17 protein-coding genes and 1 pseudogene are annotated in these 20,039 nt (G+C 74.1%); 13 read left to right on the top strand and 5 right to left on the bottom strand.

Annotation, left to right across the window (positions count from 1 at the left end; translation table 11 throughout):
* Positions 1–52 precede the first annotated feature (52 nt).
* Positions 53–764 (bottom strand): annotated as a pseudogene (locus AB0G79_RS16930) (hypothetical protein).
* Positions 765–884: 120 nt separating this feature from the next.
* On the opposite strand from AB0G79_RS16930, the gene AB0G79_RS16925 reads away from it, so the two are divergent.
* The 6 genes from AB0G79_RS16925 to AB0G79_RS16900 all read left to right on the top strand — a co-directional run bounded on the left by AB0G79_RS16925 (position 885) and on the right by AB0G79_RS16900 (position 5,668).
* Positions 885–1,478: a PadR family transcriptional regulator gene (locus AB0G79_RS16925; RefSeq protein WP_360807076.1), complete on the top strand. Its 594-nt coding sequence runs from the start codon at positions 885–887 to the stop codon at positions 1,476–1,478.
* Complete coding sequence (locus AB0G79_RS16920; RefSeq protein WP_360806989.1) at positions 1,469–2,188, top strand: VWA domain-containing protein; 720 nt, start codon at positions 1,469–1,471, stop codon at positions 2,186–2,188. The genes AB0G79_RS16925 and AB0G79_RS16920 overlap by 10 nt, the downstream gene beginning before the upstream one ends.
* A gap of 71 nt (positions 2,189–2,259) precedes the next feature.
* Complete coding sequence (locus AB0G79_RS16915) at positions 2,260–2,436, top strand: hypothetical protein (protein ID WP_360806987.1); 177 nt, start codon at positions 2,260–2,262, stop codon at positions 2,434–2,436.
* A gap of 70 nt (positions 2,437–2,506) precedes the next feature.
* The gene (locus AB0G79_RS16910) at positions 2,507–2,887 is read left to right on the top strand and encodes a VOC family protein (RefSeq protein ID WP_360806985.1); all 381 of its coding nucleotides are present in this window, start codon (positions 2,507–2,509) and stop codon (positions 2,885–2,887) included.
* Between the two features lie 102 nt (positions 2,888–2,989).
* Entirely contained in the window at positions 2,990–3,607 is a 618-nt protein-coding gene (locus tag AB0G79_RS16905) for a TetR/AcrR family transcriptional regulator (protein WP_360806983.1), read from the top strand.
* 345 nt (positions 3,608–3,952) lie between these two features.
* Positions 3,953–5,668, top strand: coding sequence for a DEAD/DEAH box helicase (locus AB0G79_RS16900; protein ID WP_360806981.1), 1,716 nt, complete (start codon positions 3,953–3,955; stop codon positions 5,666–5,668).
* Here AB0G79_RS16900 and AB0G79_RS16895 read toward each other — a convergent pair.
* From AB0G79_RS16895 to AB0G79_RS16885, 3 genes are all read right to left on the bottom strand, one after another.
* Positions 5,593–6,510: a tyrosine-protein phosphatase gene (locus AB0G79_RS16895; RefSeq protein WP_360806979.1), complete on the bottom strand. Its 918-nt coding sequence runs from the start codon at positions 6,508–6,510 to the stop codon at positions 5,593–5,595. The two genes, AB0G79_RS16900 and AB0G79_RS16895, sit on opposite strands and share 76 nt — an antisense overlap.
* 294 nt (positions 6,511–6,804) lie before the next feature.
* Entirely contained in the window at positions 6,805–8,313 is a 1,509-nt protein-coding gene (locus tag AB0G79_RS16890) for an ankyrin repeat domain-containing protein (protein WP_360806977.1), read from the bottom strand.
* Positions 8,314–8,371: 58 nt separating this feature from the next.
* The gene (locus AB0G79_RS16885; RefSeq protein ID WP_360806975.1) at positions 8,372–9,256 is read right to left on the bottom strand and encodes a hypothetical protein; all 885 of its coding nucleotides are present in this window, start codon (positions 9,254–9,256) and stop codon (positions 8,372–8,374) included.
* A 183-nt stretch (positions 9,257–9,439) separates the two neighbouring features.
* Between AB0G79_RS16885 and AB0G79_RS16880 the strand changes: the two genes are divergently transcribed.
* Positions 9,440–10,225 carry a serine protease gene (locus AB0G79_RS16880; protein ID WP_360806973.1) on the top strand — a complete coding sequence of 262 codons (786 nt, stop codon included), beginning with the start codon at positions 9,440–9,442 and terminating at the stop codon, positions 10,223–10,225.
* Between the two features lie 232 nt (positions 10,226–10,457).
* Here the strand turns inward: AB0G79_RS16880 and AB0G79_RS16875 are convergent, their stop codons facing one another.
* Complete coding sequence (locus tag AB0G79_RS16875) at positions 10,458–12,200, bottom strand: beta-galactosidase family protein (protein WP_360806971.1); 1,743 nt, start codon at positions 12,198–12,200, stop codon at positions 10,458–10,460.
* A gap of 85 nt (positions 12,201–12,285) precedes the next feature.
* Here AB0G79_RS16875 and AB0G79_RS16870 point away from each other — a divergent pair, with 85 nt between their 5' ends.
* The 6 genes from AB0G79_RS16870 to AB0G79_RS16845 all read left to right on the top strand — a co-directional run bounded on the left by AB0G79_RS16870 (position 12,286) and on the right by AB0G79_RS16845 (position 20,030).
* Positions 12,286–13,173 carry an AraC family transcriptional regulator gene (locus tag AB0G79_RS16870; protein WP_360806969.1) on the top strand — a complete coding sequence of 296 codons (888 nt, stop codon included), beginning with the start codon at positions 12,286–12,288 and terminating at the stop codon, positions 13,171–13,173.
* Between the two features lie 11 nt (positions 13,174–13,184).
* The gene (locus tag AB0G79_RS16865; RefSeq protein ID WP_360806967.1) at positions 13,185–13,520 is read left to right on the top strand and encodes a chorismate mutase; all 336 of its coding nucleotides are present in this window, start codon (positions 13,185–13,187) and stop codon (positions 13,518–13,520) included.
* Positions 13,520–14,512 (top strand): asparaginase, encoded by a 993-nt coding sequence (locus AB0G79_RS16860; RefSeq protein WP_360806965.1) that lies wholly within the window; start codon positions 13,520–13,522, stop codon positions 14,510–14,512. Before AB0G79_RS16865 ends, AB0G79_RS16860 begins: the two co-directional genes overlap by 1 nt.
* 29 nt (positions 14,513–14,541) lie before the next feature.
* Positions 14,542–17,028 carry an aminopeptidase N gene (pepN, locus tag AB0G79_RS16855; RefSeq protein WP_360806963.1) on the top strand — a complete coding sequence of 829 codons (2,487 nt, stop codon included), beginning with the start codon at positions 14,542–14,544 and terminating at the stop codon, positions 17,026–17,028.
* A 165-nt stretch (positions 17,029–17,193) separates the two neighbouring features.
* Positions 17,194–18,582, top strand: a complete 1,389-nt coding sequence (locus tag AB0G79_RS16850; RefSeq protein ID WP_360806961.1) for an aminotransferase class V-fold PLP-dependent enzyme — start codon at positions 17,194–17,196, stop codon at positions 18,580–18,582.
* Positions 18,579–20,030 carry a SidA/IucD/PvdA family monooxygenase gene (locus tag AB0G79_RS16845; protein ID WP_360806959.1) on the top strand — a complete coding sequence of 484 codons (1,452 nt, stop codon included), beginning with the start codon at positions 18,579–18,581 and terminating at the stop codon, positions 20,028–20,030. The genes AB0G79_RS16850 and AB0G79_RS16845 overlap by 4 nt, the downstream gene beginning before the upstream one ends.
* The last annotated feature ends 9 nt before the right edge of the window (positions 20,031–20,039 follow it).

Below are 20,039 nucleotides of genomic sequence, written 5' to 3'. Positions count from 1 at the left end.
TCCAGAACGTCCGGCCTCGCGCCCTCGGCCCTGCGCCCTCAGCCCTGCGCCCTCACGCGGCGGCCGGGTCGCGGAAGTGCGGGATGACCTTCGTGCCCCACTGGCGGATGGTCTCCAGGCAGGCTTCCTGGGGGACCGTGCCCATCTGGATCAGGCACATGACCTCGTCGACGCCGATCTCCCGCAGCCGCTCCACGTAGGCGATGGCGGTGTCCGCGTCCCCGTAGGCGTGGTCGGTGTTGTACGTGCCGGTGTCGACCGGTCGTGCGGGGATGTCGGCCTCGTGGAGGCGGGCGATCAGTGCGTCCCGCTCGCGGGCCAGGGCACCCGTGTGGTCCTCGTCCTCCGCGTGGCCGGTGGGCGCTGGCGCGCCGCCGTACCAGTGGGCGATCGACTCGGCGAAGAAGCGCTGGCCCCGGGTGCCGAGCCGCAGGGCGCGGTCGGCGTCGTCCAGGACGATCGTCGGGCAGAGGGCGGAGAAGTGGTCGTTGACCTCGGTGGAGACGAAGCGGGAGCCGTCGCGGGCGGCGCGGGCCTCGTCGTACACCGTGCGCATCGCGCGGACGTCCTCGGCCCCCGCGAAGCCCATCACCAGGGCCCCGATGCCGAGTTCGGCGGCCTGGCGGAGCGAGCCGTGCTGCGAGCAGGCCGCCGAACTCGGCGACGCGGACCGGGTGCTGGTAGCCGAAGGGCATGGTGACGACGCCGTGGCCGACGCGGATCGTGCGGGTGCGGGCGGCGACCCAGGTTGCTTCGAAGATCATGGAGAACTTCACGGGACGCTCCTCCCGAAGGGAATGGCCCCTTGCGGGGCTATGCCTAATCGAAATGCTTCTAGCAGGCATAGGTGCGGGAGGGGAGAGAGCCGTAGACTCCGGTGCGTGGTGGACGACGAGGGCGACGAGACCGTGCCGGACCTTCCCGCGACCGGCTGGGCGGTGCTCGGACTGCTCTCCCACGAACGGGAGTTGTCGGGCTACGACGTCAAGAAGTGGTCCGACCGGTCCCTCGGCCTCTTCTACTGGAGCCCGTCCTTCAGCCAGGTCTACGGCGAGCTGAAGCGCCTGGAGACCCGGGGGTACGCGCGCTCGCGGCTCGTCGCCCCCGAGTCCGGCACCCGGGACAAGCGCGTCTACCGGATCACCGACGAGGGCCTCGCCGCCGTCCGCCGCTGGGCCCGCACGGCCCCGCTCGACCCGCCGGTCCTCAAGCACGGGCCGATGCTGCGGCTCTGGGTCGGCCACCTCGTCGAACCCGCCCGCCTGCGGGAGATCCTGACGGCCCACCGGGAGTACGCCGAGACCATGCGGCGGCGGGCCGAGACGGACGCCGCCGACGCGGGGGCGGACGAGGCGTGGGCGTACCCCCGGCTCACCCTGGTGTGGGCCGAGCGGTACTACGCGTCCGAACGCGACCTGGCCGACGCCATGCTCGCGGACATCGACAAGCTGGAGGGGGAAGGGAAGGCATGGCACTGAGCCTGCGGAAGGTCGAGGAGACCGCGCCCGCGCTGGTCAGCCTCTACAAGACGGCGGGGGACTCGGTCCGGCGGCACGGCATGGACGGCCAGCGGGCCGCCGTGTACCTGGTCGTCGACTACTCCGGGTCGATGAAGCCCTACTACGCCAACGGGGCCGTCCAGGCCCTCGCCGACCGGGTGCTCGGCCTGGCCGCCCACTTCGACGACGACGGCCGCGTGCCCGTCGTCTTCTTCTCCACCGACATCGACGCCGAGACCGACATCCGCCTCGACGACCACGCCGGGCGGATCCAGCGGATCGTCTCCGGCCTCGGCCACATGGGCAAGACCAGCTACCACCTGGCCATGGACGCCGTCATCGACCACTACCTCGACAGCGGATCCACCGCGCCCGCGCTCGTCGTCTTCCAGACCGACGGCGGTCCGATCAACAAGCTCGCCGCCGAGCGGTACGTGTGCAAGGCGGCCAAACTGCCGCTCTTCTGGCAGTTCATCGGCTTCGGCGACCCCGGCAGCCGCCAGTTCGAGTTCCTGCGCAAGCTCGACGAGCTCGACGTGCCGGGCAGGCGGCCCGTCGACAACGCCGGCTTCTTCCACGCGGGCCAGGACCCGAGCCGGGTCCCGGACGCGGAACTGTACGACCGGCTCGTCGCCGACTTCCCGGCCTGGCTCGCCGCCGCCCGCGCCCAGGGCATCGTCCGGTCGTAGGGCGGCCCGCCCGCCCCCTTCCGGACCGAACCCCGGCTCACCCCTCACTCGGCGCCGGACTGCCGACCCGGGTGATCTCCGAGGTCCTGGACTGCGTCTGCGGCAGCGAGGCGGAGATCGAGCCCTGCCTCGGCCCGATCCTCGCCGCCCGGCTCGACGCGATCGACCAGAGGATCCACGAGCTCCAGTGCACCCGCTGCTCGCTCGCCGCGCTCGCGGCGGCGACCGAGGGCCGGCAACTCGCGTGAGATCGCCGCGCGCGGACGAGAGGTGAGGAAACCGGTGGTCACGGACCGCGCGGCCGGTGATCATGGACGCATGAGTTCTCTCGTGCGACACGTGACCATCGACTGCGCCGAACCGTACGCCCTGGCGGCCTTCTGGGCCGCCGCCCTCGACTCCGAGGTCTCCGAGGACGACAACCCCGGCGACGACGAGGCGCTCGTCGAGTCGGCCGGCGCGGGCCTCCTCTTCATCCGGGTGCCCGAGCCCAAGGCCGCGAAGAACCGCGTCCACCTCGACCTCCAGCCGCAGGACCGCACCCGCGACGAGGAGGTCGAGCGCCTCCTCGCCCTCGGCGCGACCCTCCTCGACGACCGCCGCAACCCGGACGGCACGGGCTGGGCGACCCTGGCCGACCCCGAGGGCAACGAGTTCTGCGTGGAACGCAGCGCGGCGGAGCGCGCGGCGACCGCGTAGGGGCTCCTTCCGGGCGCCCCGGAGCGGGCGGCCCTCCGGCTCCCTCCGGCTCCGGAGGGCCGCCGCGCGTCCGCCACCGCGCGCGGGGGCCAGAATGGTCGGGTGTCTGCCACCAAGAAGAAGACCCAGGTGAGTGCCGCTCCCGAGCGGCGTCGCGAACTCCTCGACACGGCGGCCGAGGTCTTCGCCGCTCAGGGGTACAACGCCACCACCGTCCGCAAGATCGCGGACGCCGCCGGCATGCTCGCCGGCAGCCTCTACTACCACTTCGACTCCAAGGAGTCGATGCTCGACGAGATCCTCTCCAGCTTCCTCGACGAGCTGTGGGAGGGGTACGACGCCGTCCTCGCCGCCGGACTCGGACCCCGCGAGACCATCGAGGCCCTCGTCACCGAGTCCTTCCGGGAGATCGACCGGCACCGCGCCGCCGTCGCGATCTACCAGAAGGAGTCCCGGCACCTCACCGACCAGCCGCGCTTCCACTACCTCGTGGACTCGCAGCGCCGGTTCGAGAAGGCCTGGCTCGGCACCCTGGAGCGCGGTGTCGCGGCCGGGGTCTTCCGCGCCGACCTCGACGTCCGGCTCACCTACCGCTTCGTGCGCGACACCGTCTGGGTCGCCGCGTCCTGGTACCGGCCGGGCGGACGGCACAGTCCGGAGGAGATCGCCCGCCAGTACCTGTCGATGGTCCTGGACGGAATCGCCGTACGGCAGGCGTGACCCGCTGCCGTCGCCGTTGACCGCAGCGTCACCGCCGCTCGTGATCGACGGACGCGGTCACGGCCGCGGTCACGCCCGCGGACGGACGCGGTCACGGCCGCGCTCGCGGACGCGGTGACGGCCCGGTCAACGGCTTCGGCCAACAGCTTTGATCTTGGCGGGAGATGTGACCTCGGCCACGTAGCAGGGGCTGGGATGGGGTGATCTGTCACGTCCTCGGCCGGGCGCACTATTCTTCCCTTAGACATCCGGAGCCGTGTCACGTGTTCCGGGAAAACAGCCGGGGCCCGCATCGCGCAGGTGCGGGCCCCGGCTGTGCCGCGAGTACCGGCCAGGAAGGCACGCATGACCCGCTCCGAACGCCCCCACAAGCGCGGCCCCCGCACCGCCCAGGCGAAGTCCACGTCCCAGCCGAAGGCCCCCCGCGGTGGCCGTCGTCCCGCCGCGCCCCCGCCGCCGAGCGAGTTCACGCCGCCCGAGACGGTGACGCCCGCGCTCCCCGCCGTGGCCTCCTTCGCCGACCTGGACATGCCCGAGGGCCTCCTGCGGACGCTGGGCGAGCAGGGCGTCACGGAGCCGTTCCCGATCCAGGCGGCGACCCTCCCGAACTCCCTCGCGGGACGCGACGTCCTCGGCCGGGGCCGCACCGGCTCCGGCAAGACGCTGGCCTTCGGCCTCGCGCTCCTCGCCCGCACCGCCGGCCGCCGCGCCGAGCCGACCGCGCCCCTCGCGCTCGTCCTGGTGCCCACCCGCGAGCTCGCGCAGCAGGTGACCGACGCCCTCACCCCGTACGCCGGGGCCCTCCGGCTGCGGATCACCACGGTCGTCGGCGGCATGTCGATCTCCCGGCAGTCCTCCGCGCTCCGCCGCGGCGCCGAGGTCCTCATCGCCACCCCCGGCCGCCTCCACGACCTCATCGACCGCGGCGACTGCCGCCTCGACCAGGTCGCCGTCACCGTCCTCGACGAGGCCGACCAGATGGCCGACATGGGCTTCCTGCCCCAGGTCACCAAGCTGCTCAAGCAGGTCGAGCCCGGCGGGCAGCGGCTCCTCTTCTCGGCGACGCTCGACAAGAACATCGACAAGCTCGTCAAGATGTTCCTCGACGACCCGGTCGTGCACTCCGTCGACCCCTCGGCCGGCGCGGTGACCACGATGGAGCACCACGTCCTGTACGTCATGGACGAGACCGACAAGAAGGCCGTCACGCTGCGGATCGCGGCCCGCGACGGCCGCACGATCCTCTTCCTCGACACCAAGCGGTCCGTGGACCGGCTGGTCAAGCGGCTCCTCGCCAACGGCGTCCGCGCCTCCGGCCTGCACGGCGGCCGCTCGCAGCCGCAGCGCAACCGGACCCTGGACCAGTTCAAGAACGGCCAGGTCACCACCCTCGTCGCGACGAACGTGGCGGCCCGCGGCATCCACGTCGACGACCTCGACATGGTCGTCAACGTCGACCCGCCGATGGACCACAAGGACTACCTGCACCGCGGCGGCCGCACCGCCCGCGCGGGCGAGTCCGGCAGCGTCTTCACCCTGGTCCTGCCCGAGCAGAAGCGCGACATGGGCCGTCTGATGTCGAACGCGGGGATCCGCCCGCGCACGGCGCAGATCAAGTCCAGCGACCAGGAGCTCAGCGACCTGACCGGCGCCCGCGAGCCCTCCGGCGTCCCGGTCGTCATCGAGGTCCCGCAGCCGACCCCGCCGCGCAGGGCGACGGGCTCGTCCGGCGGCGGCAGCGGGACCGGGAGCGGCGGCCGGGGCCGTCGCCGCCGCCCCGCCTCCGCGGGCGGTGGCGGCGGTACGGCCCCGGCGGCGGGCTCCGGCCGCACCGCCGGGTCCGGCACGGGCGCGGGCCGCGGCGCCGGTACGGGAACCGGCCGGAGCTCCGGTACGGGTACGGGCCGGGGCGCCGGTTCCGGCAACGGTGGCGGTCGCGGCCGTCAGGCCTCCGGGGCGGGCCGCCAGGCCTCCGCCACGACCCGTCAGGCCTCCGCCACGAGCCGTTCGCGCAGCGCGACGAGCTCGCGGAACTCGAGGCCGAGGCCCTCGGACACGTAACGGAACAGGCTTCCGTAAGAGACCCGGACCTGGTCGAGAGCCGCGTCGAGGTAGGCGTCACGTACCTCCTGGAACGGCACGATCAGGTCCGGGTTCTGCATGTACCCGCCCAGTTTCAGGCCCTCGCGGACCTTCGCGTCGTACGCGGCGCGGATGGTGTTCGAGGCCAGGTAGTCGGCGCGCGCCGTGGAGGCCGGGACGCCGAGCAGGGTGAGGAGCAGGTAGCTCGTCCAGCCGGTGCGGTCCTTGCCCGAGGTGCAGTGCAGGAGCAGCGGCCCGCGGGCCGGGTTCGCGAGGTCCCGGAGGGTCGCGCCGAAGGCGGCCCGGTTCCCCGCGTCGGTGACGAAGATCCGGTAGACCTCGGTCATGAAGGCGGCGGCCCGCCCACCGCCGAGCATCGACTCCTGCAGCACCGGGTCGCGGGAGCCGATGGCCTGCTGGATCCGCGCGAACAGGCCGTTGTCGTTGATCGGCCGGGAGACACCGACGGTGCCGGCCGGAAGCCGGTCGGCACCGTCGTACTGCACTTCGAGGGGGACCCGCAGGTCGACGACGGTGCCGAGGCGGAGCCCGGCGAGCGTCGACACGTCCGCGTCGGTGAGCTTGCCGAGGGCGTCGCCCCGGTAGGCGAGCCCGTACCGGACACGGCCCCCGTCGTAGGTGAGGGAGCCGCCGACGTCGCGGACGTTGACCGCACCCTGGAGCGGGATCTGCCGGATGGCGTTCGTGGACCACGGGCGGGGGCGTGGACCCGGACGGGCCTGTGCGGCCGCCGTGGGCAGGGACGCGAACAGCGCCGTCGCGCCGGTGGTGGTGAGCAGCGCGCGTCTGGACAGGGGCATGGCGGACTCCCTTGCGAGCGTACGGACGTCGGTGCGGGCCGTGCGTTCCACCTAACGTTAGTTTGGTGGATGGGGGGAAGGTAGCAGCCGCCGGAGCCGTAGGGGAGGGGCGCGCGCGGGATCGCCGACGGAGGGGGTCGCACGTGTCACCTTGCCGGGGGTGGCCGGACGCCGCCCACGGGACGCCCGGCGCCCGCTACCTGGCGCCCGCCAACCGCCAACGGCCACCCGCTACCCGGCGCCCGTCACCTGGCCACCGGTGCCCGCTCGCCGTCCGGATCGGCGTCCCGGCGCTCAGCGGCAGCGTGGGCTCGTCCACTCCAGTCGTGAGCGGACCCGGGCGTCCCTGATGTGCTCGATGGCCGCGAGGGCCGTCTCGCGGGCCGCGCCCTCCGGGTCGCCGTCGGCCAGGATCGCGGCCAAGGCCTGCACCGCGCGCGGGTCCTGACGGATCGCCAGGCCGCGCGCCGCCTCCGCCGCCGTCTCCGGATCGTCGTCGCCGAGCCGCTCCGCCAGCCCCTCGCGGACGAGCGGGGTGTCGTCGGGCAGCTCCGCCAGGGCGAGCGTCGCCCAGTCCCGTACCCGCGCGTCGCCGTCCCGGCTGAGCGCGAGCAGCACCCCGAGCGCCTCGACGTGCCCGGGCGGCACGATCCCGGCGAGCGCCTGCGCGGCCGCCCGCCTCACCGCCGCGTCGGGATGCCCGGCGGAGGCCAGCAGCTCCGGCACGGCCTCGCCGTCCCCGCACGCCCCGAGCGCGATCACCCCGGAGAGCACCGGCTCCCGCCCCGAGCCGCCGCCCGTCCGGCCGTCGGCCGGAACCCCCGCGGGTGCCCCCGCCGCTCCGGAAACGGTTCGTCGCAGCACCGGGACCGCGCTCGGGCCGAAGCCCGGCAGCGCACCGAGGACCCGGGCGCCCAGCGCCTGGCGCAGCGGGTCGCGGTAGGCGCACCAGGTGGTCGCCGCCACGAACGTCTCCTCGTCCGCACGGCCCGCGAGGACGTCGACCGCCGTCGTCCACGCGTCGAGCTCGGGATCCCCGCACCGCAACGCCCGCGCCGCCAGCTCCTCGTGCGACGTCCGCAGCCCGAGCTCCGCCTCCAGGACCGTCGCGATCGCCGCGTGCCCCGTCTGCCGCTCGTCCCCGCGCGCCGGAGCCCCGTCCTCCCGCAGCAGCTCCACGACGACGGTCACACCGCCGTCCTCCCGGACCCGCCGCACCACCGCCTCGTACGTCTGCCCGCCGTCGTTCCCCGCGACGAGACCCCGCCGGAGCTCGGCCGCGACGTCCACGCCGATCCACCGCCGCGCCTCCCGCAGCGCCGCCTCCCGCGCCGCCGCCCCGTGGTCGAGCAGCGCCCGTACGGACGCGGTGGAGCCCCGCCGGGCCGCCGCGACCAGCGGCACGACCCCGTCGGGCCCCGGCCGGTCCGGGTCGGCGCCGTGCTCCAGGAGGGCCCGGACGGTCCCGGCGTGCCCGAGGCCGACGGCCCACGCGAGGGCCGTGAAGCCGTACGCCTCCTCCTGGTCGACGGCCGCCCCGCCCGCGAGCAGCGCCCGGACGACCTCCGCGTGCCCGCCGCACGCGGCCCCGCACAGCGGCAGGCCCCCGGGGTCCTCGGCCGCGCGCCCCGGATCCGCCCCGGCCGCGAGCAGCACCCGCACGATTCCCGGCTCGTTCCCGACGGCCGCCCGGTACAGCGCGGTCTCCCCGTCCTCGACCCCCTCGGGGTCGGCCCCGCCCCGCAGGGCCCGTACGGCCCCGTCCTCGTCCCCGGCCCGGATCGCGTCGAACAGCGTGCTCATGCAACGACCCTGACCCGCCGTCGGCTCACGACGCAAATCGGTTACGGACCGGCGGCGCTCAGGCCGCGCACTCCACGACCGACCCGCACACCCCGCACCGCGCCCGCAGACTCCGCCCCGCCGGGACCCGCAGCCGCTGGCAGCAGACCGGGCACCCGAAGGCGACCCCCGCCGCCGGCGCGCCGCCGTCGAAGGCGTACGGGGCGCCGGGCGCCGCCCGTCCGAGCCGCCGCTCCCTGCCGTACCGCCGCCGCTCCGCCCACCCCGCCCCGGCCAGCGGCGGCACCCGCCGCTCCCGCTCCGCCTCGGCCCGCCCCCGTACCCACGCCTCGTAGGCCACCGCGCTCGTGAACCACGGCGACGGGTCCTCCCCGAAGGCCTCCGCCCGCTTGGCGAGGACGTAGCCGAACTCCTCCGGCGTCAGATAGCCCAGCCTCTGCCGCTCCACCCCGTCCCGCCGGTACGCGTCGAGCAGCAGCCACCCGGCCCCCAGATAGGTGGTCACGACGTCCGTGAGGATCTCGTTCTCCGCCGTGCCGGGGAACGAGAGGCCGAGACGGTGCAGCAGCACGTGGGTGATCTCGTGCGCGAGCGCCGCCCCGATGTCCCGGCGGCGCGTCCTGAACCGGTCGTTGAGCTCGACGAAGTACTCCGGTCCCGCCGCGAGCTCCACGGTCGCCGCGTGCTCCATCGGGCGGAAACTCGCCACCATCCGGGCCTCGGGCAGCCGCAGGTGCGCCACGAGCGCCCGCGCCGCCCGCTGGGTCCCCAGATGGAGGTCCTCCCCGTCGCCGACGGCCACCTCGGCTGCCGTCACGCTCAGCGGGTAACGCCGTACGCCGTCGGGGGAGACGCGGCGGTAGAGCGCGGTGAGCGAGGCGCGGACGGTCGCGAGGTGCGGAAAACCGTGCACCACACGGTCGGCCCCATCGCGGTTCGGCATCCCGCATCCCCCCTCCCTTCCACTGTACGTTCATCCCACCGGTTCTGGCCGAAAAGGCTTCCTTGTGGGGGCAGTTGGGCGCTGTCCACCCTGTGGGCATGCCTGGTCGGGCACATGTCACGCCTGCGCCATGTCGTGCCACGCCCCCGCCGGGCCCCACCCCCCACGACAGAAGGAAGACGAGTGAAGAAGAACAGACTGGTCAGCGCCCTCCGCAAACTCGCCGCGGCCGGCGCCGTCGCCCTCGCAGCCGTCAGCCTCCAGCCCACCACGACTGCCTCCGCGGCCCCCGCCCCCGTCGTCGGCGGCGTCCGCGCAGCCCAGGGCGAGTTCCCCTGGATGGTCCGCCTCTCCATGGGCTGCGGCGGTTCGCTCCTCACCCCGCAGATCGTCCTCACCGCCGCCCACTGCGTCAGCGGCTCCGGCACCAACACCGGCATCACCGCCACCGCCGGGGTCGTCGACCTCCAGAGCAGCAGCGCCATCAAGGTGAAGTCCACCAAGGTCCTCCAGGCCCCCGGCTACAACGGCACGGGCAAGGACTGGGCCCTCATCAAGCTCGCCTCGCCGATCACCTCGCTCCCGACGCTCAAGATCGCCGAGACGACCGCGTACAACACCGGCACCTTCACGGTCGCCGGCTGGGGCGCCACCCGCGAGGGCGGCGGCCAGCAGCGCTACCTCCGGAAGGCCACCGTCCCCTTCGTCTCCGACGCCGCGTGCCAGGCGGCGTACGGCGGCTCCCTCGTGCCCGGCGAGGAGATCTGCGCCGGGTACAACGAGGGCGGGGTCGACACCTGTCAGGGCGACTCCGGCGGCCCGATGTTCCGCAAGGACGACGCCGGCGCCTGGATCCAGGTCGGCATCGTGAGCTGGGGCGAGGGCTGCGCACGGCCCGGCTTCCCCGGCGTCTACACGGAGGTCTCGACCTTCGCCGCCGCGATCAAGTCGGCCGCGGCCACGCTGTAACGACACGACACGACACGAGTCGCCACAGCACGGCACGGCACGGCACGGCACGGCACGGCACGGCATGAGCAAGCCCGGGGGTGCGGGGACGGCCACCGCTCCCGCACCCCGAGGGTTACGGGGACGGTCACCGCTCCCGCACCCCGAGGGTTACGGGGACGGTCACCGCTCCCGCACCCCGAGGGTTACGGGCACGGCCACCGCCCCCGTAACCCTCGCCCGGGAACCCGCGTCACCGCAGGGTGACCTCGCCCGCCCCGCCCTCCAGCGCGAGCACCCACACCTCGTTCGCGCCCTCCCGCAGCACCGGACCCGGCACGAACAGCGCCTCCTGCGGGCCCACCGACCAGTACCGGCCCAGGCAGAAACCGTTCACCCACACGAAGCCCCGGCCCGCCCCCGGCAGCCGCAGCTCCGCGTCACCCGCGCCCACGACGTCGAGGAACCCCCGGTAGAACCCGGGCCCCGACGCACCGCCCGCGGGCCCGAACGGCAGCTCCGCCACCGCCCCCGCCCCGAACGCGCCGAGCCGCAGCCCCCGCGCCGCCACCCCGTGCAGGTACTGCCGCTCGTGCCGCACCCCGCCCGTGATCCCCTTCGCCTCCGCCAGCCGCGGCCCGTAGTTGACCCGCCCGAGCGACTCCACCCACAGCTCCACCACCGCCGGCCCCGCCACCGGCTCCGGCAGCACCGCGTCCTCCGCGTCCAGCACCCCCGCCAGGACCCCGTCCACGTACACCGTCGCCCGGTCCCGCAGCCCCGTCACCCCCAGCGGATACGGCCGCCGGGGCCCCGGCACCGCCACCCGGTAGCGGACGACACCCCGGTCCACGCCCAGCTCCTCGAAGGCCGCCGGCACCGGCGCCACCACCTCCTCGCCGCCGAGCACCTCCAGGACCTCCCCGAGCGGCGCCCACTCGCCGAGCCCGCCCCGCACCGGTTCCCCGAGCCACGGCGGCGGCTCCGGCACCTCCGGCAGCGGCCCGTCCGCGTACTCCGCGAGCACCTCGCGGAACGCCCAGAACTTCTCCGTCGGCCGCCCCGCCTCGTCCACCGGCGCGTCGTAGTCGTACGACGTCACCGTCGGCCGCAGCTCCCCGTCGTGCAGCCCACCCGTCCGGTTCGCGCCCGCCCAGCCCGCGAAGTTCGTCCCGCCGTGCGCCATGTACAGGTTGACCGACGCCCCGCACTCCAGGATCTCCCGCAGCGCCCCCGCCGCGTCCGCCGCGCCCCGCACCGCGTGCTCCGTGCCCCAGTGGTCGAACCAGCCGCACCAGAACTCCATGCACATCAGCGGCCCCGACGGCCGGTGCCGCCGCAGCGTCGCGAACGCCTCCCGCGCCCCCGAACCGAAGTTCGCCGTCGCCAGCACCCCCGGCACCGAACCACCCGTGAGCATGTGGTCCTCCGGACCGTCCGAGGTGAACAGCGGCACGTCCACCCCGCACTCCCGCAGCAGCCCCGCCAGCCACTCCAGATAGCCGCGGTCACTCCCGTAACTCCCGTACTCGTTCTCCACCTGGACCATCACCACCGGACCGCCCCGGTCCACCTGCCGCTCCACCACCTGCGGAAGCAGCCGCCGGAACCAGTCCTCCACCGGCGCGCAGAACCCCGGGTCGAGCGTCCGCACCCGCCGCCCCAGCGGCCCCGTCACCCAGTGCGGCAGCCCGCCGTTCTCCCACTCGGCGCAGATGTACGGCCCCGGCCGCACCACCGCCCGCATCCCGGCCCGCCCCACCGCGTCCAGGAACCGGCCGAGCGCCCCCACGTCCCCGAACCGCCCGGGCTCCGGCTCGTACAGGTTCCACGGCACGTACGTCTCGACGCAGTCGAGGCCCATCGCGCGCAGCATCCCGAGCCGGTGCTCCCACAGCTCCTCGTGCACCCGGAAGTAGTGCAGCGCCCCCGACAGCAGCCGCACCGGCCGCCCGTCGAGCAGAAAGTCCTCGTCACCCACAGCGAACGTGCTCATGGCCTCACCCTCACCCTCTGGCGGCGGGAGGGTCCATGGACAAAGATCGTCGCAGTTTGGACGTTAGAAGGGGCGGGCCCGCACGATGTACCACACCTGGATGCGCTACTTCACGCCCAGTCCCGTCCACCACCGCCTCGGACTCGTCTGCCTCGGCGTCGGACTCCAGCACGGCACCCTCCCCACCGTCGGCCCCCGCACCCTCGACCACCACGTCGCCGTCCTCGTCTCCGCCGGCGGCGGCTGGTACCGCGGCGCCGACGGCCGCCGCACCACCGTCACCGCCCCCGCCCTCATCTGGCTCACCCCCGGCACCCCCCACCACTACGGCGCCGACCCGGCCACCGGCTGGGACGAGGCCTTCGTCGACTTCTCCGGACCGGCCACCGCCACCTACACCGAACTCGGCTACATCGAACCCGACCGGCCCGTCGTCCCCCTCTCCGACGCCGCCCCCGCCCGCACCGCCGTCGGCCGCATCGCCCGCGCCGCCCGCCCCGGCAACCCCCTCCTCGAAGTCGAGACCGGCGCCGCCGTCCACGAACTCCTCGTCGCCCTCCGCCGCGCCCGCGCCGACACCAACGCCGACGGCGACCCCGTCCTCGCCGCCCTCGCCCGCGACGCCTTCCAGCCCCTCACCGTCGCCGAACACGCCGGCCGGCACGGCATGACCGCCGCCGAACTGCGCACCGCCGTCCGCCGCGCCGCCGGATGCAGCCCCAAGGACTACCTCCTCACCGTCCGCCTCGGCCGCGCCAAGGAACTCCTCGCCGCCACCGAGCTCCCCGTCGCCGCCGTCGCCCGCCGCGTCGGCTACGACGACCCCGCCTACTTCTCCCGGCTCTTCACCCGCCGCGTCGGCACCGCGCCCATCCGCTTCCGCGAACAGCAGGGACGTGCCGTGCACGGCGGATGGAGCGACCGGGTTCCGGATCCCGAACACCCGCCCACCATCGCCGGAAGATCCGTCTAAGCTCCGTGACCATGAGCGACACGAGCGACACGAACGACACCGCGGCCGGCAGCGACCCCGAGGTCCTGGCCGAGCTGACCCGCCTGCGCGAGAGCATCGACAACATCGACGCGGCCGTCGTCCACATGCTCGCCGAACGCTTCAAGTGCACCCAGCAGGTCGGCGTCCTCAAGGCCGCCCACCAGCTCCCGCCCGCCGACCCCGCCCGCGAGTCCCGCCAGATCGCCCGGCTGCGGGAACTCGCCGAGAGCGCCAAACTGGACCCGGCCTTCGCGGAGAAGCTCCTCAACTTCATCATCGCCGAGGTCATCCGCCACCACGAGACGATCGCGGACGGAGCACGCTGATGGCACGCGTCACGGTCTTCACCCTCGGAGGGACGATCTCCGCGCGCGGCGGCGACGCCGCCCGCATGACCGGACAGGAAGTCCTCGCCGAACTCGCCGCCCCCCACGGCGCCGAGGTCACCCTGCGCGACTTCCGCCGCGTCCCCAGCTCCTCCCTCACCCACGAGGACCTCGTCGCCCTCGCCGAAGAGATCCGCAGGACCGTCGCCGACGGGTCGGGCGTCGTCGTCGTCCAGGGCACCGACACCCTGGAGGAGACCGCCTTCCTCCTCGACCTCCTCTGCACCACCGAACAGCCCGTCGCCGTCACCGGCGCCATGCGCCGCCCCGACCTCCCCGGCGCCGACGGCCCCGCCAACCTCGCCGCCGCACTCGCCGTCGCCGCCGACCCCGCCTGCCGGAACCTCGGCGTCCTCGTCGTCCTCGCCGACGAGATCCACGCCGCCCGCCACGCCCGCAAGACCCACACCACCTCCGTCGCCACCTTCGCCTCGCCCGGCGCCGGCCCCCTCGGCGCCGTCGTCGAGGGCGAACCCCGCGTCCTCCTCCGGCCCGCCGTCCCCAGCGCCCTCTGCGGCCTCTCCTTCGACCCGGCCCTCCGCGTCGCCCTCGTCACCCTCTCCCAGGGCGACCGCGGCGAACTCCTCGACGCCGTCGACGACCGCTTCCAGGGCCTCGTCGTCGCCGCCTTCGGCGCCGGACACGCCCCCACCTGGCTCGTCGAACCCCTCGCCGACATCGCCCGCCGCATCCCGGTCGTCCTCGCCTCCCGCACGGGCGCCGGAACGACCCTCACGGACACCTACCGCGGCCCCGGCTCCGAGTACGACCTCCTGCACCACGGCCTCATCCCCGCCGGCCCCCTCGACCCCGCCAAGGCCCGGATCCTCCTCCACGCCCTGATCTCCAGCGGCGCCGCCGCCCCCACGGGCTACGACCGCCCCCGCATCACCGCCGCCTTCGCGCATCTGAACGGCTCGGGGCTGGCCTGAGGAGAAAACCATCAGGCAGCATGGCCCCCATGTCCGTACTGACGCGCGACGAAGCGCAGACCCGTGCCCAGCTCCTCGACGTCCACCGCTACCAGGTGGACATCGACCTCACCACCGGCGCCGAGACCTTCGAGTCCACCAGCACCGTCCGATTCACCGCCCGCGCCGCCGGGGACACCTTCGTCGAGCTCAAGCCCGAGACCCTGCACTCCGCCACCCTCGACGGACAGGCCCTCGACACCGCCGCCCTCGACGGCAACCGCCTCCCCCTCACCCTCAGCGAGGGCGAGCACGAGCTCCGCGTCGCCACCACCATGCGGTACTCCCGCACCGGCGAGGGCATGCACCGCTTCACGGACCCCACCGACGGCGAGTCCTACGTCTACACCCAGCTCTTCATGGAAGACGTCCAGCGCGTCTTCGCCGCCTTCGACCAGCCCGACCTCAAGGCCGTCTTCGAGCTGAGCGTCACCGCCCCCGAAGGCTGGACCGTCCTCTCCAACGGCATCACCGAGCGGCAGGACGACGGCGTCTGGAAGGCCGCCCCCACCCCGCTCCTCTCCACCTACTTCGTCTGCGTCGCCGCCGGCCCCTGGCACAGCGTCCGCACCGAGCACGCCGGACTGCCCTTCGGCATCCACTGCCGCCGCTCCCTCGCCCCCCACCTCGACGCCGACGCCGACGAGATCATCGCCGTCACCAAGGCCTGCTTCGACCGCTTCCACGAGAAGTTCGACGAGCCGTACCCCTTCGACTCGTACGACCAGGCCTTCGTCCCCGAGTTCAACGCCGGCGCCATGGAGAACCCCGGACTCGTCACCTTCCGCGACGAGTTCGTCTTCCGCTCCGCCGTCACCGTCACCGAACGCCAGACCCGAGCCATGGTCATCGCCCACGAGATGGCCCACATGTGGTTCGGCGACCTCGTCACCCTCCGCTGGTGGGACGACATCTGGCTGAACGAGTCCTTCGCCGAGTACATGGGCTACCAGACCGTCAACGAGGCCTGCTCCGACCTCTTCCCCGACACCTGGGTCGACTTCGGCGTCACCCGCAAGGCCTGGGGCTACGAGGCCGACCAGCGCCCCTCCACCCACCCCGTCGCCCCGGACCCCGAGGCCGTCCCCGACACCGCCTCCGCGCTCCTCAACTTCGACGGCATCTCCTACGCCAAGGGCGCCTCCGCCCTCCGCCAGCTCGTCACCTGGCTCGGCGAGGAGGACTTCCTCGCCGGCATCAACATCCACTTCAAGCGCCACAGGTTCGGCAACGCCACCCTCGCCGACTTCATCGACAACCTCGCCGCCGCCACCGACCGCGACGTCCACGCCTGGGCCGAGCAGTGGCTCCGCACCACCGGCGTCGACACCCTCACCCCCCGCCTCGACGGCGAGGGCACCCACTGGCGGCTCACCGTCGACCGCGACGGCAGCCGCCCCCACCGCATCGAGGCCGGCGTCTACGACCGCCGCCCCGACGGCGAACTCGTCCTCCGCGAACGCCACGCCCTCGACGTCCCGCAGGAAGCCCCCCTCGACCTCACCGGCCCCCGCCCGGCCCTCGTCGTCCTCAACGAGAACGACCTCACCTACACCAAGCTCCGCTTCGACGGCGTCTCCGAGGAGACCGTCCTGCGCGGCCTCTCCCGCATCCCCGACGCCCTCACCCGCGCCGTCGTCTGGAACGCCCTCCGCGACATGGTCCGCGACGGCGACCTCGCCCCCCTCGCGTACCTGGAGACCGCCCTCGCGCACCTCCCCGAGGAGACCGAACTCGCCGTCGTCCAGGGCGTCCTCGGCTTCGCCCGCACCCAGATCGCCGACCGGTACGTCTCCGAGGCCGAGCGCCCCGCCGCCCTCGCCACCATCGGCGAGATCGCCCGCGCCCTGCTCCGCCGCACCGAGGACGGCGACGCACCCGGCCTGCGCCTCACCGCCGTCCGCGCGTACATCGGCAGCGCCACCACCCCCGACAAGATCGCCTCCTGGCTGGAGGAGGGCACCGTCCACGGCGGCCCCGAGCTCGACCCCGAACTCCGCTGGCAGATCCTCGCCCGCCTCGCCGTCCTCGGCGACACCGACGAGACCGTGATCGCCGCCGAGCTGGAGCGCGACCCCAGCGCCACCGGCCAGGAAGGCGCGGCCCGCTGCCGCGCCTCCCTGCCCACCGCCGAGGCGAAGGCGGCCGCCTGGTCCGCCCTCTTCGACACCGACGACCTCTCCAACTACCTGTTCACCGCCACCGCCCTCGGCTTCTGGCAGCCCGAACACGCCGACCTCGTACGGGACTACATCCCCCGCTTCTACGAGGACGCCGCCGCCCTCGGAGCCCGCCGTGGCCCCGCCATGGCCGAAGCCGCGGGCCGCTACGCCTTCCCGTCGTACGCCATCGACGAGGCCTCCCTCACCCTCGGCGAGTCCCACCTCGCGGGCGACAAGGTCATCCCGGCCCTCCACCGCAAGCTCGTCGACCAGCTCGACGACCTCCGCCGCGCCCTGAAGGTCCGCACGAAGTAACCCGCCACCCCGCACCCCCGGGCGCGTCGCTCCTGTCGCGCCCGGGTTGTGGGCAGTCGTTCCGCAGGGCGGAACGGGCTCGCGCCGCAGCTCCCCGTCCCCCGTTCGGGTCAAACCCCCGCACTCCCCGGACAGCGCCCCGCGAGCCCCGCCACGCTGTCGTCCATGCGTGCCGCACCCCCGCCCCTCGCCGGATCCACCCCCGGCCCCGACGCCCTCCGCCCCCTCCTGGACACCGTCCTCGACGCCCTCCGCCAAGGAGCGAAGGCCAGGGGAGGCCCGCTCCCCGCCGGCGGCCCCGAGGCCGTCCACCGGCACGTGACGGCCGCCCTCGGAGCCGTACTCCCCGAACACGGCACCGACCCCCACGAGGCCCTGCGCACGCTCGTCCACGCCCTCGCCGAAGGCGCCGCCGACCCCGCCGACCCCCTCTGCGCCGCCCACCTCCACACACCCCCGCTCGCCCTCGCAGCCGCCGCCGACCTCGCCGCCTCCGCGCTCAACCCCTCCATGGACTCCTGGGACCAGGCCCCCGCCGCCTCCGCCCTGGAAGCGGGCGTCACGGCCGCTCTCGCCGCCGAGGTCTACCCCACCGCCCCCACCCCCGACGCCCTCGTCACCACCGGCGGCACCGAGTCCAACCAACTCGCCCTCCTCCTCGCCAGAGAGCGGTACGGCCCCCGGCTCCAGACGGTCCTCGGCGCCAACGCCCACCACTCCTTCCACCGCGCCGCCTGGCTCCTCGGCCTCCCCGAACCCATCACCGTCCCCACCCCGGACGGCACCCTCGACCCGGCCGCCCTCGCCGAGACCCTCGCCGCCGCCGCCCCCGGCCCCACCCTCGTCGTCGCCACCGCCGGCACCACCGACGCGGGCCTGATCGACCCCCTCCCGGCCGTCGCCGCCCTCTGCGCGGCCCGCCCCGACACCGACCTCCACGTCGACGCCGCCTACGGAGGCCCCGTCCTCCTCAGCCCGACGCACCGTCACCTCCTCGACGGCGTCGACCGGGCCCGCACCGTCACCGTCGACCTCCACAAACTCGGCTGGCAGCCCGCCGCCGCGGGCCTCCTCGCCGTCCGCGACACCGCCGACCTCGCCGTACTCGGCCACACCGCCGACTACCTCAACGCCGACGACGACACCGAAGCCGGCCTCCCCGACCTCCTCGGCCGCTCGCTGCGCACCACCCGCCGTCCCGACGTCCTGAAGACCGCCGTCACCCTCCGCGCCCTCGGCCGCACCGGCCTCGCCGCCCTCGTCGACACCTGCGTGGAACGCGCCCAGGACCTCGCCGACCTCGTCGAGAAGACCCCCGGCCTCGACCTCCGGGCCCGCCCCACCCTCACCACCGTCCTCTTCCGCCCCACCGGCGCCGCCGACCCGACCGTCGCCGCGATCCGCCGCACCCTCCTCACCCACGGCCACGCCGTCCTCGGCCGCGCCGAGGCCGACGGCCGCCTCTGGCTCAAGGCCACCCTGCTCAACCCCCACACCACCCCCGACGACCTCGCACAGCTCATCACCCTCGTGGAAGGCAGCACGCACCGATGACCGGCAGCACGGGCAGCACCAACCCCCCTACGACCGAAGAGGCGGGCACCCCCCGCGAACCCGACCAGCCCCACGACCTCGTCGGCATCGGCATCGGCCCCTTCAACCTCTCCCTCGCCGCCCTCGCCCACGGCGTCCCCGGCGGCATCGCCGCCACCTTCTACGAGCAGAAGCCCGCCTTCCACTGGCACCCCGGCCTCCTCCTCGACGGCGCCACCCTCCAGGTCCCCTTCCTCGCCGACCTCGTCACCCTCGCCGACCCCGCCAGCCCCTGGACCTTCCTCAACTACCTCAAGAGCCGTGAGCGCCTCTTCCCCTTCTACTTCGCCGAGAAGTTCCACATCCAGCGCGCCGAGTACGACGCCTACTGCCGCTGGGTCAGCGAACGCCTCCCCGGCCTCCACTTCGGCCACCAGGTCGACTCCGTCCGCTGGAACCCCGAACGCCGCCTCTTCGAAGTCGACTACACCCAGATCGACCCCACCGGCGAAGCCGAGGCCCTCGGCCGGGCCTACACCCGCAACGTCGTCCTCGGCGTCGGCACCGAGCCCTACGTCCCCGAACCGCTGCGCCCCCTCGCGGACGCCCCCGGCGTCCCCGTCGTCCACTCCGCCGACTACCTCACCCACCGCGAGACGCTCCTGCGCGCGGGCCACGTCACCGTCATCGGCTCCGGCCAGTCCGGCGCCGAGGTCTTCCTCGACCTCCTCCGCCACCGCCCCGCCGGAGCCGAGAAGATCCACTGGCTCGCCCGCACCGAGGCCTTCGCCCCCATGGAGTACTCCAAGCTCGGCCTGGAGCACTTCACCCCCGACTACACCCGCTACTTCCACGCCCTCCCCGAGCCCGTACGCGGCGAACTCGTCCCCCACCAGTGGCAGCTCCACAAGGGCATCGACACCGACACCATCACCGCCATCCACGACGAGCTCTACCGCCGCACCCTCCACGGCGGCTGGCCCGACGCCGTCCTCACCCCCGGCGTCCGCGTCCGCACCGCGGGCCGCGTCGCCACCACCCAGGTCGAACTCCACCTCGAACACGTCCAGCAGGGCACCCGCTCCCGCCTCACCACCGACGCCGTCGTCCTCGCCACCGGCTACCGCGAACGCCCCGTCGACCGCATGCTCGCCGGCCTCGACCCGTACCTCCGCCACGACGCCGCGGGCCGCGCCCGCATCGACGAGCGGTACCGCCTCGTCCTCGACCCCTCCGTCACCGGCGCCGTCTACGTCCAGAACGCCGAGAAGCACACCCACGGCGTCGGCGCCCCCGACCTCGGCCTCGCCGCCTGGCGCAGCGCCACCATCCTCAACACCCTCACCGGCAAGGAGCCCTACCCCCTGCCCCGCCGCACCGCCTTCACCACCTTCGGCCTGGAACCACGAGAGGCGCCGAGCATCCCGGCACAGGACCGGAAGCTGACGCCTCTCGCGCAGAACGTGTGACGACCGCCG

It is taken from the genome of Streptomyces sp. NPDC020807 (genome assembly GCF_040641575.1).
Classification (GTDB): Bacteria; Actinomycetota; Actinomycetes; order Streptomycetales; family Streptomycetaceae; genus Streptomyces.
The sequence above is the reverse complement of the archived record's forward strand: the minus strand, read 5'-3'. Positions and strand labels throughout refer to the sequence as shown.

Bases quoted from the DNA above. Each gene is read 5' to 3' on its own strand.
- AB0G79_RS16860 (WP_360806965.1), top strand. From the start codon at position 13,520: ATGGCACGCGTCACGGTCTTCACCCTCGGAGGGACGATCTCCGCGCGC.
- AB0G79_RS16890 (WP_360806977.1), bottom strand. From the start codon at position 8,313: ATGAGCACGCTGTTCGACGCGATCCGGGCCGGGGACGAGGACGGGGCC.
- AB0G79_RS16885 (WP_360806975.1), bottom strand. From the start codon at position 9,256: ATGCCGAACCGCGATGGGGCCGACCGTGTGGTGCACGGTTTTCCGCAC.
- AB0G79_RS16845 (WP_360806959.1), top strand. From the start codon at position 18,579: ATGACCGGCAGCACGGGCAGCACCAACCCCCCTACGACCGAAGAGGCG.
- AB0G79_RS16850 (WP_360806961.1), top strand. From the start codon at position 17,194: ATGCGTGCCGCACCCCCGCCCCTCGCCGGATCCACCCCCGGCCCCGAC.
- AB0G79_RS16875 (WP_360806971.1), bottom strand. From the start codon at position 12,200: ATGAGCACGTTCGCTGTGGGTGACGAGGACTTTCTGCTCGACGGGCGG.
- AB0G79_RS16920 (WP_360806989.1), top strand. From the start codon at position 1,469: ATGGCACTGAGCCTGCGGAAGGTCGAGGAGACCGCGCCCGCGCTGGTC.
- AB0G79_RS16900 (WP_360806981.1), top strand. From the start codon at position 3,953: ATGACCCGCTCCGAACGCCCCCACAAGCGCGGCCCCCGCACCGCCCAG.
- AB0G79_RS16865 (WP_360806967.1), top strand. From the start codon at position 13,185: ATGAGCGACACGAGCGACACGAACGACACCGCGGCCGGCAGCGACCCC.
- AB0G79_RS16895 (WP_360806979.1), bottom strand. From the start codon at position 6,510: ATGCCCCTGTCCAGACGCGCGCTGCTCACCACCACCGGCGCGACGGCG.
- AB0G79_RS16870 (WP_360806969.1), top strand. From the start codon at position 12,286: ATGTACCACACCTGGATGCGCTACTTCACGCCCAGTCCCGTCCACCAC.
- AB0G79_RS16910 (WP_360806985.1), top strand. From the start codon at position 2,507: ATGAGTTCTCTCGTGCGACACGTGACCATCGACTGCGCCGAACCGTAC.
- pepN (WP_360806963.1), top strand. From the start codon at position 14,542: ATGTCCGTACTGACGCGCGACGAAGCGCAGACCCGTGCCCAGCTCCTC.